This window comes from Pseudomonas sp. ADAK7, from assembly GCF_012935675.1.
GTDB lineage: Bacteria > Pseudomonadota > Gammaproteobacteria > Pseudomonadales > Pseudomonadaceae > Aquipseudomonas.
The window spans coordinates 6,916,221-6,936,149 of record NZ_CP052861.1 but is presented as its reverse complement, the minus strand read 5'-3'; the positions used below and the strand labels follow the sequence as shown (position 1 = coordinate 6,936,149).

The window sequence follows — 19,929 nt, the reverse complement described above, 5'->3', positions numbered from 1 at the left end:
AGCGTCCGTTGAGGCATTCCCACGCAGAGCGTGGGAACGATCAGCCCTCTAGTGGCCGGAGGCCGCAGGCCCGGCCTTCGCCGCAAACGGCGGTTTCGCCAGCCACACAATCAGCATCAACCCCAGGAACCCCCACCCGAGCAACGTGAAGTAATCCACGGTGGAGAGCATGTACGCCTGGCTGGTCAGCACCTGATCGAGCTGTGCATACGCCGGGGTACTCGCGCCGCCCAGGGTGTTCAACGCATCCCGGGTCGGTTGGTCGTAGGTGGTGATGCTTTCGCTCAAGTACGCGTGATGCTGATCGGCCCGGCGAATCCAGATCCAAGTGGTCAGCGACGCCGCAAAACTACCGCCCAAGGTCCGCAGGAACGTCGCCAGGCCCGCGCCATCGGCGATCTGGCTCGGCGGCAGGTCCGACATCAGGATGCTCAAGGTCGGCATAAAGAACAGCGCCACGCCAATCCCCATGAACAGCTGCACCAGGGCGATGTGCTGGAAGTCCACCTCGTTGGTGAACCCGGCGCGCATAAAGCAGCTCAAGCCAATCGCCAGGAACGCCAGGCCGGCCAGCAGACGCAGGTCGAACTTGTGCGCGTACTTGCCGACAAACGGCGACATCAGCACCGGCAGAATCCCGATCGGCGCCACCGCCAGCCCGGCCCAGGTGGCGGTGTAGCCCATCTGGGTTTGCAGCCATTGCGGCAGGATCAGGTTGATGCCAAAGAACCCGGCATAACCCAGCACTAACACGATGGTGCCGATGCGGAAGTTGCGGTAAGCGAACAGTCGCAGGTTCACCACCGGGTGCTTGTCTGTCATCTCCCAGATGATGAACACCGCCAGGGCAATCACCGAAATCGCTGCGCCAATGATGATGAAATTCGACTCGAACCAATCCAGGTCGTTGCCTTTATCGAGGATCACCTGCAACGCCCCCACGCCAATGATCAGCGTGATCAAACCGACGTAATCCATCGGCTGGCGGCTGGTTTCCACCGGACGCGCCTTGAGCTGCGAGCGCACCACCATCACCGCGAAAATCCCGATGGGCACGTTGATAAAGAAGATCCACGGCCAGCTATAGCTGTCGGTAATCCAGCCACCGAGGATCGGTCCGGCAATCGGCGCCACCACCGTGACCATCGCCAGCAACGCCAGGGCCATGCCGCGCCTGGCGGGCGGATAGACCGCGATCAGCAGCGTCTGGGTCATCGGGTACAACGGCCCGGCCACCAGGCCTTGCAGCACACGGAAGCCGATCAGTTCCGGCATCGATGTGGAGATGCCGCAGAGAAACGAGGCCAGCACAAACAGAATCGTCGCCCAGAGAAACAGCTTCACTTCACCGAAACGCCGACTCAGCCAACCGGTCAGCGGCAACGCGATGGCGTTACTCACGGCGAACGAAGTGATCACCCAAGTGCCCTGCTCTGAACTCACGCCCAGGTTGCCGGAAATCGTCGGCAAGGCCACGTTGGCGATGGTGGTGTCGAGCACTTGCATGAAGGTCGCCAGCGACAGGCCGATGGTGCTGAGCACCAGGCTGGGCGGCGTGAAAGACGCGTTATTGCTCATCGCTAATCCTTTGAAACTTGGCTGGCGCGCCGCCTGTTACAGACGCAGCTGACCTTGTGGGAGCGGGCCTTTGTGGCGAGGGAGCTTGCTCCCGCCCGACTGCGAAGCAGTCGTAAAGCTTTTGGGGCCGCTTCGCGACCCAGCGGGAGCAAGCTCCCTCGCCACAAAGGCTTGCTCCCACAGGGTTGGTGTGATGGCGAATCAGCGTTGCGCGGTCTTGCTGACCGCAGCGCTGTTGTCATGGATCAACTGCGTGATCATCGCGTCGGCCTCGGCCAACTGACGGTCATAGACGTTGGTGCTGAACGACGCCTTTTGTGGTGGCTGTTGCGCCAGCACCGGGCCGCTCTGGTCTTGCAGGTTCACGTCCACCTGAGTCGACAGGCCAACCCGCAATGGGTGCTTGGCCAGTTCTTCGGCGTTGACGTGAATCCGCACCGGCACACGCTGCACGATCTTGATCCAGTTACCGGTGGCGTTCTGCGCCGGCAACAGGGCAAACGCGCTACCGGTACCGGCGCCGAGGCTGTCGATGGTGCCGCTGAACTTCACGTCGCTGCCGTACAGGTCGGCTTCGATGTCCACTGGCTGGCCAATGCGCATGTCGCGCAGCTGGGTTTCCTTGAAGTTGGCGTCGATCCACAGTTGATCCAGCGGAATTACCGCCATCAGCGCGGTGCCTGGCTGAACCCGTTGGCCCAGTTGCACGGAACGTTTGGCGACGTAACCGGTGACCGGCGCAATCAAGGTGCTGCGGGAATTGTTCAGATAAGCCTGACGCAAGTTCGCGGCGGCAGACATCACGTCCGGGTGCGACGACACAACCGTGTCATCGACCAACGCGCTGGTGGTTTTCAGCTGTTGTTGCGCATTGGCCAGGGCGTTTTGTGCCGAGGTCAGGTCGTCGCGAGCGTGGGACAGTTCTTCCTGGGAAATCGCGCCGCCGGCGGCGAGGTTTTTCCGGCGGTTGAAGTTGTCCTGGGCTTTTTGCACGTTGGCCTGCTGGGCATTGACCTGGGCGCGCATGCCGTCGACGTTGCTGTACAAGCCACGGACCTGGCGCACGGTGCGGGCCAGATTGGCCTGAGCACTTTGCAGCCCGACTTCGGCGTCGTTCGGGTCGAAGTTGACCAGCACCTGGCCTTCATGGACCAGGTCGCCATCGTCAGCGCCGATGCTGACCACGGTGCCGGTGACCAGCGGGGTGATTTCCACCACGTTGCCGTTCACGTAGGCATCGTCGGTGCTTTCGTTCCAGCGCCCGTAGAGTTCGTGATAGGCCCAGACGCCGAGGCTGGCGAGGATTACCAGAATTGCCAGCACGGTCAGCATGACTTTGCGTTTACGCGGGTTGCTCGTGTCTTGAGCGTTTTCAGGAGCTTTTGCAGTTTCGGCAGTGGCCATGACAAGTACCTTGAATTAGTTGTTCAGCTTGGCTGGGGCTGGATTGGCCGAGGCGATGGTTTCGGCTTGAAAGCCGCCACCCAGCGCCTGCATCAGTTGGATCGACAGGTCGATCTGCTCGGCATTCAGGTCCGCCAGTTGACGCTGGGCCTGGAGCAATTGCTGTTCGATGCTGAGCACGTCCAGGTAATTGCCGATGCCGGAACCGTAGCGCTGGACCACGGTGTTGTAAGAGTCCTGGGCAATCTCGGTGGCGTGCTGCTGGGCACCGATCTGCCGACCGATATCGCGCAACTGGTTGATGGTGTCGCTGACATCCCCCAGGGCCTTGACCAGGCTCTTGTTGTACTGCGCCACCGCCAGGTCATAGTCGGCGTCGCGGGCATCGAGGTTGGCGCGCAAACGGCCACCGTCGAAGATCGGCACCGAGATGGTCGGCGCGATATTGAAGAAGCGACTGGCCGAACCGAACATCGCGTCACCCAACAAGGATTCGGCACCGGCCGCGGCGGTAAGGTTCAGGTTGGGATAGAACTGGGTCTTGCTCGCGGCGATGTCCTTGCTCGCGGCCTCGACCCGCCAGCGCGCGGCCACCAGGTCCGGGCGACGACCGAGCAATTCGGCCGGCAGCACCGACGGCAACGCCACGGCGCCAGGCTGGAGAATGTTCGGCCGGGCGATTTCGTTGCCGCGATCCGGGCCTTTACCGAGCAACACAGCCAGAGCGATTTTCGCGCTGTTCAGGCGTTTTTCGGCATCGATCAGGCTGGCTTCGGAACTGGCTTCCAGGCTTTCGGTTTGCTGGAACTGGTACTGGCTGTCGATCCCTGAACTCAAGCGACGCTGGCTCAGATCGAGCATTTGCTTGGTGCGCTTGAGGTCTTCGTTGGCCAGGTCATAAACAATGTGCGCCTGGCCCAGATCGCTGTAGGCGCGAGCGACGTCGGCGGACAAGGTCAGTTGCGCGGCTTGCTGATCGACTTCGGCGGCGCGGGCCTGGCCCAACGCGGCTTCCCAGGCGTCACGCTGACCGCCCCAGAGATCGAAGTTGTAATTGAAACTGGCGCTGATATTACGCACGGTGGCGTAGGCATCGCCCTGCCCGCGTGGATCCTGATCCTTGGCCAGGCGCGAACGGCTGATGCCGGCGCTGGCATCGAGGGTCGGCATCCGCGCGGCGTCGGCAGCATACGCAGCGGCGCTGGCCTGATGGGCGCGGGCTTCGGCGATTTGCATGTCCGGGCTGTCGTGCAGGGCTTCGCGGATCAGGCCGTCGAGTTGTGGGTCGCCGAGGCTTTTCCACCAATCGCTTTTCGGCCAGGCAGCGGGCGACAGGGTCACACCGCTCAGGGATTGCCCGGCCTTGAGGGTTTTCGCATCGACGCTTTTGCCTTCGGTGGTCAGGCCGCTGTAGCTGGCGCAGCCGGCCAAAATCATCGACACCAGCACCAGGCTCAGGCCGCTACGCAAGGTTTTACTGCTCATTTGTCACCTACCCGCAGCAAGGTGATCGAGTCACCGGCTGCCACCAAGATTTTCTTCAGGATCTGTTCCAGGGTTTGCAACTCGTCCGGGGTGATGGCGCCGGCCAGTTCGTTCATGGCATCGGCGCCGATGTCCGGCAGGCGATCAGCCAGTTGCTGGCCCAGTTCGGTCAGCACCAGTTGCACTTGTCGGCGGTCGGCTTCGGAGCGTTGGCGGGCGAGGAAACCTTTCTGCTCCAGACGATCGAGCATGCGCGTCATCGAACCGCTGTCCAGGGACAGGTGGCGGCAGAGTTCGGCCGGGGTATCGACACCGAACTGGGCCATGATGATCAGCACTTTGAACTGCGCGGCGGTGATGCCGTGGGGTTCCATGTGCGTGTCGATGATCCGGTCCTTGAGCAGCGCGGCGCGGCCGAGCAAAAGGCCGAGATGGCAATGCTTGAATTGTTCCGGGGTGAAATGCTTCATCTGACCACCAATTAGCTGCCTAGGCAGAGAATGTATGTCGAGATGTTACTGCCTAGGCAGCGAATGTCAACGTAATAGTTAGGATGCTTTGTATTTAGCTGATAAATGGCGGCGTGACTGATCGTTCCCACGCTCTGCGTGGGAATGCAGCCAGTGACGCTCTGCGTCACGATCCAGGAGCGGAACGCGGAGCGTCCCGGGAGGCATTCCCACGCGGAGCGTGGGAACGATCAGGCGTGAGGGTTAGAAATCCCGTTTGTAGAAGATGTCCAGTGAACTAGCCACGCCGCTGGCCACTTCCACGTAAACCTTTTTGCTCAGCTTGTAGCGCAACGCAATGGTACTCGCCGGCTCGAACACGCCAACGCCATAACGCAAACTGAGTTTCTCGGAGATGTTGCCGCTGGCCACCACGCTGGTAGCGTCGCCGCTGCCCTGGGTGTCGAGCTGGAAGTCTTGAATGCCCAAATCCTTGGCCAAACCGCTGGTCACCCCGGAACTGCCCATCAAGCCCAACCCAAGCGCCGCTTGAGCGAGCATGTTGTTGTCTTCGCCGGTGGTGCTCAACGGACGCCCGAGCACCAGATAGGACAGCGCCTGCTCCTGGCTCATGGCTGGTTCGGAGAAGATTTGCGTGGTTGGCTGCTCGGCGCTGCCGCTCAAGCGAATGCCGGCGATCACGTCGTCAGTCTGACGAATCGCTTCGATGTCCAGGTACGGCTGATCCAGCGGCCCGGCAAAAAGCAAACGCGCACGTCGCACCGTCAGGCGCTGACCGTAGGCGCGATAACGACCATCGTTGAGCCACAGTTCGCCGCGGGTGTCCATGTTGTCGCCGATGTGCACATGACCTTGCAGGTTCGCCGTCAGGCCAAACCCGGCAAAGCTGAGTTTGTCCTCACCGACCACCACATCGATGTCCATCTTCATGGCGATGGGCGGTTTGCCTTGTTCGGTCTGCGCGCCGACGATGATCGTGTCGTCGGAAACCTTGACCGTCGATGGCGGCAATTCACGCACGGTGATTTCACCCTTGGGCACCAGCACTTTGCCGGCGATGGCCAGTTCGTCGCCCTTCATCGAGATTTTCAGATCCGGCGCCACTTCGAGCTTGGCGTAGGGCTCGACGGTGACCGGTAATTGCGTGCCTTTGAGCGCCAGATCGACGACCAGCGCCTGACCCCAGGCGATGTTGCCGTTCAAACTGCCCTGCCCGCTCTTGCCGCTTTTCCAGCCGCCGTTCAATTGCACGGATTCACCGGCAATCACTGCTTGCAGCTGCAAGGCTTGCAGCTCCATCGGCAATTCAGCCCCGGACACTTCGCCATCGCTGAGCACCAGGTTGCCGTTGACCAGCGGCGCCAGCAGCCCGCCGGACAAGGTGCCGCTGCCATTCAAGCGACCGGTAAGCTTCTCGACCATCGGCACAAACGGCCGCGCCACCGACAGGTCCAGGCCATTGAGGCGAAATGAGCCAGTCAGTGGTTTGTTCTTCGCCAGCGGGTTGATCTGCGCCTGCACCATCAACTCGCCGAGCTTGCCACCGACGAAGTTGAGGTCGGTGTCGATGCGCTTGGGCGTGAGTTTGCTGGTGAGTTTCAGGGTCTGGTACGGGAAGTCCAGCCACTGATCTTTGTCTTTCATGCGCAAGGTGCCGCCGCTGGCATCGATGCTGATCTGGCCGTTGGGGCCGCTGGCCGGCAGATCGAGTTGCAGGTCGGCGTTGAGCTTGCCCTTCCAGGCAAAGTCCTTGGGTAACCACTGGGCGAGGCTGTCGATCGGGAATTGCTTGAGGTGATAACGCAGCTTCGGTTCAGGCATCAGGCGCTGGTCTTCGCCGCACAAACTGGCTGGGCCGGACATCCAGCAATGGGCGCCGAAATTGATCTTGCCGTCGGCCAATCGCTCAAGCTTGGCCGGGCCTTGCAGCTTCCAGTCCTGACCACCGGCCTGAATATCGCCGCTGGCCAAACGTCCGCGCCAGTTGCCCTTGTCCAATGCACCGTCGAGGCCCAGCGCCAGTTTCAGCTGCGGGCCTTGCAGGTCGAGGCTGAGTTTCTGGTTCTTGATATCGCCCTGGCCGCTGGCGGTCAACGTGCCCAGCGCGGTTTCACCGGCCTGAATGCCGCTGCCTTTGAGGTCGATCTTCGCCCGTTGGGCACTGTCGAGGGTGGCGTCGAGGTTCAGGCTTTGCAGGCGATTGTCTTCGAAGGCCAGTTGCGAACCTTGCAACCCGAGCTTGCCTTGCGGCGCTTTAAGCGTGCCGGCGACATCGACCCGACCATTGAGCTGACCGCGCAGTTGCGGCCAGAGCTGGGCCAGGCGCGGCATTTTGATGTCGATCTGCCCGGCGAGTTTCTGTTGCAGGCTGCCCTTGCCGTTGATGCTGTTGTCGCCGAGGCGGATCTGCAAGGCGTTGAGGTTCCATTGCTCGCCGGCACCCTCGGCCTTGGCCTGGATCACCGCCGGTTGGCCGCGCAGTTTGCCTTTCAAATCGAGGTCGGCGCTCAGGCTGAGCTGGTCGTTTTTCATTTCGCCTTTGCTGCGCAACGGCCCGGCCAACGTGCCCGGCAATTCCGCCATCCAGTACGCCGGGTTGAGCGCCGACAGGTCCAGCGCGGTGTCCCAGGCAATGCCATCGGCGAATTGCAGGTTCAGGTGACCTTCGGCCTTGCCCTGCCCGGCTTCGAGCTGGAGTTGTTGCAGGTAGATTTTCGTCAGGTCGCCGGCGAACGGGCTGCTCAGGCTGAACGCGCCAGCCGGGCCGTCGAGTGCTGCTTTAAAGTTGCCGAGGTATTTGCCGTCGGTGTAGGAGACTTCGCCGTTGAAGCTGCGCAACGCCACTTGCGGCTCGTCGATCAGCGGATAGAGGCGGTGCCACGGGAAGTCCAGCCAGTCGATCTTCGCTTGGGCGCTGAGGCCTTGGCTCCAGTCGAGGTTGCCGGTGAGCTTGAGGCTTTGCTTGTCGTTGGCGGTCAGGTCGAGGCCGGCGATCTGCGCGCCCTTGGCGTCGACCTTGCCTTGCAGCAACAGCGCGACCGGGCCTTGTTCGGCAGGCAACGTGGCTTTACCCAGCAATTGATAACCGTTTTTCAGGTCGCCTTCGCCGGTGAGTTCAAGCTGATTGAGTTGCAGGGTGTCCGGCAGATCGGCGGCAGGCTTGAAGCCGTCAGCGGTGATCCGCACCTTGGCCGGCAGGTTTTCCGCCAGCGGTTGCAGCTCGCCAGTCAGCTGCCCGTCGAGGTAACCGCTGCTGTCGGCCTTGAGGTTCAGGGTTTTCAGCAGGTCGCCATCGATTTTCAAGGCCAGGGTCCACGGCGCGGGGGTGGCCAGGGTCAGTTTGCCTTCGGCACTCAACGGCCAGTTACCGCCGGGTTGCAGCGAGCCGGAGAGGTTCAGGCTCAGGTCGTCACGCTGCAATTGCACCGAATCAATCTGCATCCCCTTTTCGCTCCAGTGCGCCGCCAGTTGCAGGCCCTTGAGTTCTTCGCTGCCGTTGAACAGCAGGCTGCCGACCTTGACGTCGCCCAGCTCGATCGCCAGCGGCAGTTTCAGGTCCGGAAGTTTAATCGGGCCGCTGCCTTCCTCCTCGGCACCCGGCGGGAATTGCAGGCTGACCTGATCGGCCTGCAATTGCTCGATGCACAGGGTCATGCGCATCAGGCACAGCGGCGACCAGGCGAAAATCACCTTGTTCAGCTCAACCCGGCTGCTGTCCTGCTGCCACAACAGATGATCGGCGCTCCACTGCCCGCCCAAGCGACCCTGGAAATTATCCACCGTCAGACCCGGTACAAACCCCAGCGCCCAGCGACTGCCGGTCGCCGTGCCCAGCACCGTGGCCACTGCCAATACGATCAGCATCAGCAACGACAAAATCGCCAACAGCGATATTTTCAAACCACGCTTCACAGCTCAGGCCCCATGGAAAAGTGCAGTCGAATGCCGCCGTCGTCATCCATCGCATGGGCCAGGTCGAGGCGGATCGGCCCCACCGGCGAGACCCAGCGCACGCCGATACCGACGCCGGTCTTGAGGTTCGGCAGTTCGAGTGTGTTGAAGGAGTTGCCCTGGTCGATGAACGTCGCGACTCGCCATTTTTCGGCGATGGAATATTGATATTCGACGCTGCCGGCAATCATGTAGCGGCCGCCGATGCGGTCGCCCTCGGAGTTTTCCGGGGACAGGCTCTGGTAGTCGTAACCGCGCACGCTCTGATCGCCGCCAGCGAAGAAGCGCAGGGACGGCGGCACCGATTTGTAGCCGTTGGTGGCGCTGCCGCCGACCTGCACCCGCCCGAGGAAACGGTGTTTATCGAACACCGTGGTCAGGCCTTTGACCAGCGCGGTGCCGTAAAGCAGGTTGGTGTCCGACCCCAGTCCTTCCTTGGCGACTTTGGTTTCGAAAGTCAGGCGATAGCCGTTGTGCGGGTCGATGCGGTTGTCGCTTTTCAGATAGGAATAACTGACGCCCGGCATCAGCAACGTGCTCAGGCCCGAGTCATCGCCGAGGGTGTATTCCTCGCGTTGCCATTTCAGCGACACCACCCGTTGCCAGCCGCTGGGCAACTTGCTGTGCCACTCGGGGCCGAGGGTCAGCAGCTTGCTCAGGCTGTCGGTGTCGGCGATTTCTTCATATTGATAGCCGGCGGCCCAGCGCAGTTTGTCGGTGAGCGGCGGGTCCAGAGGAATGTCGTAGAACACCCCGACGTTCTGCCGTGGCGCCGACAGTTCGGCTTCCCAGCCATAGCTGTCGCCTTGCGGGTTGACCCAGTGCCGGGTCCAGTTGGCCTTGATGCGCGGGCCGACGTCGGTGGAATAGCCCAGACCGAGGCCCATGGTGCGCGGCTTGCGGGTGTCGAGTTTGACCGCGACCGGAATCACGTCGTCCTTGGACGCGGTCGGTGCCGCGTCCACGCGCACGCCTTCGAAATAGCCGCTCGATTGCAGCGCCTGATTGAGTTCGGCGATCAGTTCCGAGTCGTATGGCGCGCCAGCCTTGAATGGGACCATGCGTTGCAGCAGGTCTTCGTCGAACGGCGTGTCGCCTTCGAACGTGACTTTGCCCAGGGCGTAGCGCGGGCCGCTGTCGTAGCTCAGTTCGACGTCGGCGACGCCGGCACGCGGGTCCACCAATAGTTTCTGGCTGGTGAAGCGTCCGCTGAAAAAGCCGAAGCGCGAGGCCTGGTTCTGGATCAGGCGCTTGGCGTCTTCGTAGTGACCGTGATTGAGCACCGCGCCCGGCTTGAGCAATTCCGGCGGCGGCTTGCGAAAGGATTTGAGTGAGGCGGCGGGCCCGTCGATGCGCACGGTGACGTTGCGCAAATGGATCGGTTCGCCGGGGTCGATGTTCAGGGTCAGGCGCGGGGTCTTGCCGCCCTTCACTTCGCTGTCGATCTGCGGCTGGTAATAACCCAAGGCCTGGGCGGCCTTGCGCGCCTGTTCTTCGGCGCCGCGACTGAAGCGCAGCAAAGCTTCTTCGTCACGATCGCCGAGGCTGCCGATATAGCCCTCTATATTGGCTTTCAGTTCATCGTTGGACGGTTTGATCCGCACAGCCAATTCACTTTGCGCCAGTGCCGTGCAGCTGGATAACAGCATGAGCACGCCACTGGTAAATCTTCCTGGAAACTTCATAGGCGCGGATGCTATCACGAGCTTGGGAGCGTGATAGAGCCTGGCGTGCGGTGAAAGTTCTACCTTTATGCCGTTGCGGTTTGTAACACCTGCGGATTGGCGTGAAAAAACACATGCTCGCGGATCGGTCCTACCGCCACTTCGCCGATTTCCTCATAGCCCTGACGCTTATAGAACTCCAGATAACGAGGATTCCCGGTGTCGAGGATCACGCCTTGAGAGTTTTCATCCACGGCGCACCAGTTGTGGACGGCTTGCAGCAGTTGTTCGCCGAAGTGTTTGCCCTGGAATTGCGGGTGAATCCCCAGCAATGGCAGTACGTGCACCGCATCGGAAGGCGCGCAGGCGCTGACGGCTTCGTGGTATTCGAGGTAGCGCCGGGTGCAGCGAAAACCGGTGCTGAGCACCATGCGCAGGCGCCAGGCCCAGCTTTCGGTGATGCCCAAACGGCGTTGCGGCGGCGCGATCAGGGCGATGCCGATCAAGCGGTCGTTGACCAGCAGGCCAATGGCCGGCAAATCCTGGAGAAAATGTTGTTTGACCAGTTCGCGCACGGTGGCGCGCACCCGTTGTTCGTATCCGGGGCGCTCGGCTTCGAACAGGTAGCCGAAGGTCGGCTCGTGGCGGTAAGCCTGATACAGCAAGGAGCGCGCTTCGCGGGAGTAGCCGCTGTCGAGCATGTGGATATCGGCGATGGCGGTCGAGGTTTCAGGCATATCGGTAATTCTCCCCGGGGCACCGTTCAAATGACGGCACTCTTCTGGTTACGAGCCTATAGCGCTGGCACAGTTCCTTTCTGATCCGAATCAGTGTTGCGGCGTGGAGCAGACCGATCCCACACAGGTATAGACCATAACCGACCGCCAAACACGAATCCCCTCACCCCAACACTGGCCCCATTCCTACATGTCAGCTAGCATCGCCCTTTTGCCAGGACTGCCGACCATGAAGATCGTCTCCTTCAACATCAACGGGCTGCGCGCTCGCCCGCATCAGCTGGCGGCGCTGATTGAAAAGCATCAACCGGACGTCATCGGCCTGCAGGAAACCAAGGTCCACGACGACCAGTTCCCGCTGGCCGAGGTCCAGGCCCTGGGCTACCACGTGTATTTTCACGGGCAAAAGGGTCATTACGGCGTTGCCCTGCTCTCGCGCCAGGAACCGATTGCCCTGCATAAAGGCTTTGCCACCGATGAAGAAGACGCTCAACGGCGCTTCATCTGGGGCACGTTCGCCGACGCCAATGGCGTGCCGGTGACGATCATGAACGGCTATTTCCCCCAGGGCGAAAGCCGCGATCACCCGACTAAATTCCCGGCCAAGCAGCGTTTCTACAACGATTTACAGCAGCTGCTGGAAAGCCAGTTCACCAACGAGCAGCCGCTGGTGGTGATGGGCGACGTGAACATTTCCCCGGAAGACTGCGACATCGGCATCGGCCCGGACAACATGAAACGCTGGCTGAAAACCGGCAAGTGCAGCTTCCTGCCGGAAGAACGCGAGTGGATGGCGCGCCTGAAGAACTGGGGCCTGGTGGACAGTTTCCGTCACTTGAACCCGGACGTGGCCGATCGTTTCAGCTGGTTCGACTACCGCAGTCGCGGGTTTGAAGACGAGCCAAAACGCGGGCTGCGGATTGACGTGATCATGGCCTCCCACGGCTTGATGCCACGGGTGAAGGACGCCGGGGTGGATTACGATTTGCGTGCGATGGAAAAACCGTCGGATCATGCGCCGATCTGGCTTGAATTGAGCTGATCCGGTTCGACTGATCGTTCCCATGCTCTGCGTGGGAATGCCGCCAGGGACGCTCCGCGTTCCGCTGTTGGATGTGACGCAGAGCGTCACGGGATGCATTCCCACGCGGAGCGTGGGAACGATCGGCGTCATCTTTCTGAAACCTTACTGACTTATTCTCCCGGCACTTTCCATGTCCTCATAAGGTGCCGGCATGACCCTGCGCGTGTTGTTCCTGTCGATGCTCTGCGCAGTGTTGCCATTCACGGCGTTGGCCGTCGATTTGCCGACACCCGACCACGGGACGGTGCTGCGCATCCAGGGCTCCAACACCATTGGCGCGGATCTCGGCCCGGCGCTGGTCGAAGGGTTGATGCGCGAACAAGGCCTGCTCAAGGTCCACAGCGAAACCCCGGACAAAGCCAACGAACAAAGGATCGTCGGGCAAACAGCCGAGGGTCGGCGGGTGGTGATCGAAGTCGCGGCCCACGGTTCCAGCACTGGTTTTACCGCACTGAAAAACGCTTCCGCTGACTTGGCCGCCTCTTCGCGGCCGATCAAGGACAGCGAACTGGCGGACCTCAAATCCCTGGGTGACCTGAAAAGCCCCACTGCCGAGCAAGTCATCGCCATCGATGGCCTGGCAATCATCCTCCATCCGCAAAATCCGCTGAACCAGCTCAATACCGAACAACTGGCGCGGATCTTCAGCGGCGAGGCCAGCACGTGGGAAGAACTCGGCGGGGTCGGTGGGACGATTCATCTGTATGCGCGGGACGATCAGTCGGGCACTTACGATACGTTTAAGGAATTGGTCCTCAGCCGGCGTGGGAAAAGTCTGAGCAGCGCGGCAAAACGTTTCGAATCCAGCGAGCAATTGTCCGATGCGGTCAGCCTCGATCCGCAAGGTATCGGTTTTATCGGCCTGCCCTACGTGCGCCAGGCCAAAGCTGTGGCCATCGTCGACGGGCAATCCCAGGCGATGTTGCCGCTCAACAGTTTGATTGCCACCGAAGACTATCCGCTGTCCCGACGACTGTTCTTTTACCTGCCGCCCAACAGCAAAAATCCCTGGGCCGAGGCGTTGGTGGCATTCGCCCAAAGCAACAAGGGCCAGGCGATTGTCGCGGCCAACGGCTTTATCGCACAGACCGTACAGGCGATGGCCGTCACGCCGAATGCGCTGATGCCCGAGGGTTATCAGGCCCTGAGCCGGCATGCCCAGCGCTTGACCGTGAATTTTCGCTTCGAAGAAGGCAGCGCAAGCCTGGATAACAAGGCCCGGCAGGATCTCTCGCGGGTGCTCGACTATATAAAGCAGCACGACAAGAGCAACCGCGAGGTAACGCTGGTGGGATTTGGCGATGCCAAGAGCGATCCGGCGCGGGCCGACCTGCTGTCGAAACTGCGGGCGATGGCGGTGCGGCGGGAATTGGTGAAAAGCGGCGTGGTGTTTCGCGAGATTCGCGGCTTTGGCGCCGAGATGCCGGTGGCGGCGAATAGTGCGGATGAGGGGCGGATCAAAAATCGGCGGGTTGAGGTTTGGGTGTATTAACCAGGCTCGGACGCACATCTGCGCCCCTGGCTCTCAAAGTCACAAAAATGGCCCACAAAGAATTTAAAACTGTCAATTTTTACAGATGCTGCTTTCCTCGCTGCGACCCGATACTCAGTTTCAATACTGACCTGTCAACTCCGGCCTAAAGCAGGTGAATTCGGTGACGCGGCCACTAGCGTAGGAAAACCACCATGAGCAGCCACATTCCCCTGATAGCAGGCGATATTGACAGAAACTTCGGTTTTCGCGGTTTCGTCGAAGGACCTGAAAATGCGGTCACCCACTCCGTCGTCTCGACCGCAAATGGCATGCTGATTTACGCCATTCACAATGACAGCCACTTTGAAATTTATCGTGTTCACCCAGACGGCTCACCGGACACCTCCTTTGGAGAAGGCGGCGTTTTTAGATGGCAGTTTCAGGAGGGAAGGAATTCCATTCCCCGCAGACTGATACTGAGCGGTAACAATATTCTGGTTATCGGCGACATTACCTTTGCCGATGAGGGAATTCCCGCTGTAACGCTACTGAATGAAAACGGCACACCCAACCTTGCTTTCGGGCGTGTCTCATTACCCCTGCCAGCGTTTTCGAACAACGCCTATCCTTCCGATGGGTGCATTCAACTGGATCGAAAAATACTGATTCTCAGCCAGCGCACGGAAGATGCAGGGATGTCAGCGCGCAACGGTCAATTGACGCGATTAACGACGGCAGGTGCTATAGATAAAGACTTTGGAGAGCAAGGGCACATCAAAATCAGCTACGGCGAAGGCTACAGCAATATGCACAGCGTGGCCGTTCAGCCAAATGGGAAGATAGTCGTCGGCGGTAGCTATTGGTTAGACATTGAACGAATTGTGCTTTCACGCTATGAAACGACTGGGTCTCTCGATACAAGTTTTGGTACTGACGGTTATGTGTATTTTGATTCGCAACCAGGTCGCTATTGGCTTGAACAAATGATTGTCCAGCCCGACGGCAAATTGGTATGTGCAGGCTTCAGCAATGGGAAAGCGTTAATAATGAGGTTCGATATTGACGGCGCACCCGATCTGACTTTCAACAATGGGAGCGAGGTATTGATTGATCTCGGCCATGCAAATGGCTCTTGGAGAACAGTGACGGTGCAGCCGGATGACGGAAAGATAGTTGCCGCTGGCTGGACCCCAGGCTTCCCTTCCCAAATGGCTTGGGGACGACTGAATGCCGATGGCTCTCTTGATTCCGGGTTCGGTAATAATGGCTGGATCAAAGGATTGCTAGCCGGTATTCCATATGACCTGACTCTTCAAGCTAATCGAATCATCATTGTTGGTAACAGGAACAATTCGGGGAATGCAGTGCTATGCGGTGTGCAACGCTAAGGTTCTGAAACAACCTTCCTGGGTCACCGGCAAATGGGCTGTGATGACTACATTGAACGTGTAGAAATCACAGCCTTTGCACGCTTAATGCCCGCTACGCATCATCTCTTTCGGCACATATTTACCAATCTCAAACTTGCCAATCGCCGCGCGGTGCACTTCGTCCGGGCCGTCGGCCAGGCGCAGGGTGCGTTGCATGGCGTACATGTAGGCCAACGGGAAATCATTGGATACCCCGGCCCCGCCATGGATCTGGATCGCCCGATCAATCACGCGCAAGGCCACGTTCGGTGCGACGACTTTGATCTGCGCGATTTCGCTTTTCGCAATCTTGTTGCCCACGGTGTCCATCATGTACGCCGCTTTCAACGTCAGCAGCCGCGCCATGTCGATTTCCATCCGCGAGTCGGCAATCTTGTCGATATTGCCGCCGAGTCGCGCCAACGGTTTGCCGAATGCGGTTCGGCTGACTGCACGCTTGCACATCAATTCCAGCGCACGCTCGGCCATGCCGATCGAGCGCATGCAGTGGTGAATCCGGCCTGGGCCAAGGCGACCTTGAGCGATTTCGAAGCCGCGTCCTTCGCCCAACAGAACGTTTTCGTACGGCACCCGGACATTTTCAAACAACACTTCGGCGTGACCGTGGGGTGCATCGTCATAACCGAACACCGGCAGCGGACGGACGATTTTCACGCCGGGGGTATCCACCGGCACCAGAATCATCGAGTGCTGGGCGTGGCGCGGTGCATCGGGATCGCTCAGGCCCATAAAGATCAGGATCTTGCAGCGTGGGTCGCAAGCGCCTGAGGTCCACCATTTCTTGCCGTTGATCACCCACTCGTTGCCATCACGCACGGCGCGGGCGGCCATGTTGGTGGCGTCGGACGAAGCCACATCCGGCTCGGTCATGGCGAACGCCGAGCGAATCTCGCCGCGCAACAGCGGTTCGAGGTAACGCTGCTTCTGTTCTTCGTTGGCGTAACGCACCAGCACTTCCATGTTGCCGGTGTCCGGCGCCGAGCAGTTGAACGGCTCGGGACCGAGCAGCGAGCGGCCCATGATTTCGGCCAGGGGTGCGTATTCGAGGTTGGTCAGGCCGGCGCCGAGTTCGGACTCGGGCAGAAACAGGTTCCACAAACCTTCGGCCTTGGCCTTGAGTTTGAGCTCTTCCATGATCGCCGTCGGCTGCCAGCGATCGCCTTCGGCGACCTGACGCTCGAACACGGCTTCAGCGGGATAAACGTAGCTGTCCATGAACGCGGTCACGCGCTCACGCAGTTCCTGAACCTTGGGCGAATAAGCGAAATCCATGAGCAATTACCTTCTTGGGCAGAGGTTGTTTAGGTCATGCGATCGATGCTAGAACAGCTACGAAAATTTACCTAGCCTATTCTCAGCGTGTATTAACATTCATCACCGATATATGATCGGCTGATCATCAAGGCCAAAAACGCCCCTACAACAAGAGAGCCGCGTAATGAATCTGAGCAAGGTCGACCTCAACCTTTTCATCGTCTTCGACGCGATCTACACCGAAGCCAACCTGACCCGCGCCGGGCAGATTGTCGGCATTACCCAGCCTGCGGTCTCGAACGCTCTGGCCCGCCTGCGCGAGACCTTCAACGACCCTTTGTTCGTACGCACCGCCCAGGGCATGGTGCCGACGCCGATGGCCCAGAACATCATCGGCCCGGTGCGCAACGCTCTTTCCTTGCTGCGGGTGTCGGTGCAGGAAAGCCGCATCTTCAACCCGTTGCAAGCGGTCAAGACCTACCGCATCAGCATGACCGACCTCACCGAGGCGGTGATCCTGCCGCCGCTGTTCCAGCGCCTGCGCCGCCTCGCGCCGGCGGTGATTATCGAAAGTTTCCTGTCCAAGCGCCGCGAAACCACCAAGGAACTGGCGGCCGGGCGCCTGGATTTTGCCGTGGATGCGCCGCTCAACACCGACCCGCAAGTGCGCCACGTCAAGTTGATGGAAGACCGTTACGTGTGCGCCATGCGCAAGGGCCATCCGCTGGCGGGCAAGGAGAAATTCAGCCTCGATGATTACCTGTCCCTGACCCATATCCATATTTCCAGCCGCCGCAGTGGCCTGGGGCATGTTGACCTCGCGTTGGGGAAAATGGGGATTCAGCGCAAGATCGCCCTGCGTTCCCAGCATTACTTGATGGCGTCCCAGGTGTTGCAGCAGACCGACATGGTCATGACCGTGCCGGAGCGTTTTGCCCGTCGGCATGACCTGCACGCGTTCAACCTGCCGGTCAACGACGTGCCGCCGGTGGAAACCCACCTCTACTGGCACGAAAGCACCGACCAGGACCCGGCCAACCGCTGGATGCGCGAGCAGATGATCGAGTTGTGCCAGCAGGTAACGGCGCATGAGAAGAAGCTCGATAAAGCGTAGGCGCGCTCGCGATGGAATGGACGCGGTGTACCCGGAAGACCGCGTTATCGTTCTTCGCGGGCAAGCCTCGCTCCTACAGGATGTGGGTTGCGCCGAAATTCCGGGTACGACACCAGACCTGTAGGAGCGAGGCTTGCCCGCGAATAGGCCATCAGCCACACCAAAAACCCCTGCCCCTTGACGTAAACGTCAACCTGCCATTAGCTTAGCGCCATGACCTTTTTCGAGCGCGCCCATGAGCAGCCAGACCTACAGCATTTCCGACCTCGCCCGCGAGCTCGACATCACCACCCGGGCCATCCGCTTTTATGAAGAGCAAGGCCTGCTCAGCCCCGAGCGCCGAGGCCAGGAACGCATCTATTCGCCCCGGGACAAGGTCAGCCTGAAACTGATCCTGCGGGGCAAGCGCATCGGTTTTTCCCTGGCCGAATGCCGCGAGCTGATCGAACTCTACGACCCCACCGGCGGTAATCAAAAACAGCTGCAAACCATGCTGACCAAAATCGCCGAACGTCGTGATCAGTTGGAGCAGCAGATGCTCGACATCGAACAGATGAAGCTGGAACTGGACACCGCGCAAGAGCGCTGCACCCAGGCGCTGGAACAGACGATCAAAAGCCAGCAACCGGTTCAATAAAGCCTCACGCAATTGATCGTTCCCACGCTCCGCGTGGGAATGCAGCCCGGGACGCTCCGCGTCCCTACCGAAGCGGACGCAGAGCGTCCATTGAGGCATTCCCACGCAGAGCGTGGGAACGATCTCTAACAGACAGGTGAATTGTTATGTCCCTCCCCACCCACGTACGCTTGATCGAAGTCGGCCCCCGCGACGGTCTGCAAAACGAAGCCCAGCCCATCAGCGTCGCGGACAAGGTGCGGCTGGTCGATGCCTTGAGCGCCGCCGGCCTGGGCTATATAGAAGTCGGCAGTTTCGTCTCGCCCAAGTGGGTGCCGCAAATGGCGGGTTCCGCCGAGGTCTTCGCGCAGATCCAGCGCAAGCCCGGCGTGACTTACGGCGCCCTGGCGCCGAACCTGCGTGGGTTCGAGGACGCGATCGCCGCCGGGGTCAAGGAAGTCGCGGTGTTCGCCGCCGCCTCCGAAGCGTTTTCCCAGCGCAACATCAACTGCTCGATCAGCGAAAGCCTGGCGCGGTTCGTGCCGATCATGGACGCGGCCAAGCAACATGGCGTGAGCGTGCGCGGTTACGTGTCGTGCGTGTTGGGTTGCCCTTACGAAGGTCACGTCGCGCCGGAGCAAGTCGCCCTGGTCGCCCGAGAGTTGTATGCGATGGGCTGCTACGAGGTGTCCCTGGGCGACACCATCGGCACCGGCACTGCTGGCGCGACCCGCACGATGTTTGAAGTGGTTTCAAAAGAGGTGCCGCGAGACAAACTGGCCGGGCATTTCCACGACACCTACGGCCAGGCCATGGCCAATATCTACGCCAGCCTGCTGGAAGGCATCGCGGTGTTCGACAGCTCTATCGCCGGCCTCGGCGGCTGCCCATACGCCAAGGGCGCCAGCGGTAACGTTGCCACCGAAGACGTGGTGTACCTGCTCAATGGCCTGGGTATCCAGACCGGAATCGACCTGGACGCCTTGATTCTCGCGGGCCAACAGATTTGCACGGTACTGGGGCGCCCGACCGGTTCGCGCGTGGCCAAGGCGCGCAGCGCCCAGTAACAGCGTCGATGTGTCCGGGTGTTACCGCTGTGTCTGGAGTGCGGGTACAAAACGAGTAACACGGAAACAAATTGTCGAGTTTGAGCTGAGGGAAAAATACTGCAAAATCTCAAATCATTGATTTTAAAGGTGTTTTTAAAGTTGGCACGGCTCCTGCTATCTCTATGGCATAACAAGAATAAAAAGCAGCAAACCAATAAAAATAAGACGTAACGACTCTGACATAACAAGAACAACACGGCAGAGACGCAGCTAACAGATTTTTTTGGAGAAGGTGTGCTTTTCAGGGTGCTTTTCGGAGTAACCCGCAACCGGGCAGAGAACAATAAAACTACCTTCAGGTAGCTCCCGAACTGGTTGGATCGCTTGGCGAAAAAGTAGATCAGCGCTCAAAAAAATACGTTTGCTCTTGATCCCGGATGGGGATCGACAAAAACAGCGGTAAAGGGCCACGGTTGCCAAAAACAACAATAGACCGCCCCTCAATAATAAAAAAAGAGCACGCGCAACGAAAATTAAAGGGGAGCTTCGGCTCCCCTTTGTGCTTTCTGGCATTCAGCAAAACCGGCTCCTGTCAGAGCGAAGCTTGCCCGCGAAGGGA

Annotated in this window: 14 protein-coding genes; 6 read left to right on the top strand and 8 right to left on the bottom strand. The window is 60.0% G+C overall.

Features of this window, described 5'->3' with window-relative positions; translation table 11 throughout:
• Window positions 1–48: 48 nt before the first annotated feature.
• The 7 genes from HKK53_RS31650 to HKK53_RS31620 all read right to left on the bottom strand — a co-directional run bounded on the left by HKK53_RS31650 (window position 49) and on the right by HKK53_RS31620 (window position 11,289).
• On the bottom strand, window positions 49–1,578 hold the full coding sequence (locus HKK53_RS31650; RefSeq protein WP_169374017.1) for a DHA2 family efflux MFS transporter permease subunit: 1,530 nt from the start codon (window positions 1,576–1,578) through the stop codon (window positions 49–51).
• A gap of 201 nt (window positions 1,579–1,779) precedes the next feature.
• The gene (locus HKK53_RS31645; protein WP_169374016.1) at window positions 1,780–2,982 is read right to left on the bottom strand and encodes an HlyD family secretion protein; all 1,203 of its coding nucleotides are present in this window, start codon (window positions 2,980–2,982) and stop codon (window positions 1,780–1,782) included.
• A 15-nt stretch (window positions 2,983–2,997) separates the two neighbouring features.
• Window positions 2,998–4,467: an efflux transporter outer membrane subunit gene (locus HKK53_RS31640; protein WP_169374015.1), complete on the bottom strand. Its 1,470-nt coding sequence runs from the start codon at window positions 4,465–4,467 to the stop codon at window positions 2,998–3,000.
• Entirely contained in the window at window positions 4,464–4,937 is a 474-nt protein-coding gene (locus HKK53_RS31635; protein WP_169374014.1) for a MarR family winged helix-turn-helix transcriptional regulator, read from the bottom strand. The genes HKK53_RS31640 and HKK53_RS31635 overlap by 4 nt, the downstream gene beginning before the upstream one ends.
• A 243-nt stretch (window positions 4,938–5,180) precedes the next feature.
• Window positions 5,181–8,849, bottom strand: coding sequence for a translocation/assembly module TamB domain-containing protein (locus tag HKK53_RS31630; RefSeq protein WP_169374013.1), 3,669 nt, complete (start codon window positions 8,847–8,849; stop codon window positions 5,181–5,183).
• Complete coding sequence (locus HKK53_RS31625) at window positions 8,846–10,573, bottom strand: autotransporter assembly complex protein TamA (RefSeq protein ID WP_169374012.1); 1,728 nt, start codon at window positions 10,571–10,573, stop codon at window positions 8,846–8,848. Before HKK53_RS31625 ends, HKK53_RS31630 begins: the two co-directional genes overlap by 4 nt.
• Before the next feature lie 65 nt (window positions 10,574–10,638).
• Complete coding sequence (locus HKK53_RS31620; protein ID WP_169374011.1) at window positions 10,639–11,289, bottom strand: GNAT family N-acetyltransferase; 651 nt, start codon at window positions 11,287–11,289, stop codon at window positions 10,639–10,641.
• A 229-nt stretch (window positions 11,290–11,518) separates the two neighbouring features.
• Between HKK53_RS31620 and xthA the strand changes: the two genes are divergently transcribed.
• The 3 genes from xthA to HKK53_RS31605 all read left to right on the top strand — a co-directional run bounded on the left by xthA (window position 11,519) and on the right by HKK53_RS31605 (window position 15,235).
• Window positions 11,519–12,331 (top strand): exodeoxyribonuclease III, encoded by an 813-nt coding sequence (xthA, locus tag HKK53_RS31615; RefSeq protein WP_169374010.1) that lies wholly within the window; start codon window positions 11,519–11,521, stop codon window positions 12,329–12,331.
• Between the two features lie 193 nt (window positions 12,332–12,524).
• Window positions 12,525–13,865, top strand: a complete 1,341-nt coding sequence (locus tag HKK53_RS31610) for a substrate-binding domain-containing protein (RefSeq protein WP_169374009.1) — start codon at window positions 12,525–12,527, stop codon at window positions 13,863–13,865.
• 194 nt (window positions 13,866–14,059) lie between these two features.
• On the top strand, window positions 14,060–15,235 hold the full coding sequence (locus HKK53_RS31605) for a hypothetical protein (protein WP_169374008.1): 1,176 nt from the start codon (window positions 14,060–14,062) through the stop codon (window positions 15,233–15,235).
• Window positions 15,236–15,319: 84 nt separating this feature from the next.
• Here HKK53_RS31605 and HKK53_RS31600 read toward each other — a convergent pair whose 3' ends face one another.
• On the bottom strand, window positions 15,320–16,549 hold the full coding sequence (locus tag HKK53_RS31600; protein ID WP_169374007.1) for an acyl-CoA dehydrogenase: 1,230 nt from the start codon (window positions 16,547–16,549) through the stop codon (window positions 15,320–15,322).
• Window positions 16,550–16,715: 166 nt separating this feature from the next.
• Between HKK53_RS31600 and HKK53_RS31595 the strand changes: the two genes are divergently transcribed.
• From HKK53_RS31595 to HKK53_RS31585, 3 genes are all read left to right on the top strand, one after another.
• Window positions 16,716–17,645, top strand: coding sequence for a LysR family transcriptional regulator (locus tag HKK53_RS31595; protein ID WP_133838709.1), 930 nt, complete (start codon window positions 16,716–16,718; stop codon window positions 17,643–17,645).
• A gap of 235 nt (window positions 17,646–17,880) precedes the next feature.
• Window positions 17,881–18,282: a MerR family transcriptional regulator gene (locus HKK53_RS31590; RefSeq protein WP_133838710.1), complete on the top strand. Its 402-nt coding sequence runs from the start codon at window positions 17,881–17,883 to the stop codon at window positions 18,280–18,282.
• A gap of 146 nt (window positions 18,283–18,428) precedes the next feature.
• Entirely contained in the window at window positions 18,429–19,328 is a 900-nt protein-coding gene (locus HKK53_RS31585) for a hydroxymethylglutaryl-CoA lyase (protein WP_169374006.1), read from the top strand.
• The last annotated feature ends 601 nt before the right edge of the window (window positions 19,329–19,929 follow it).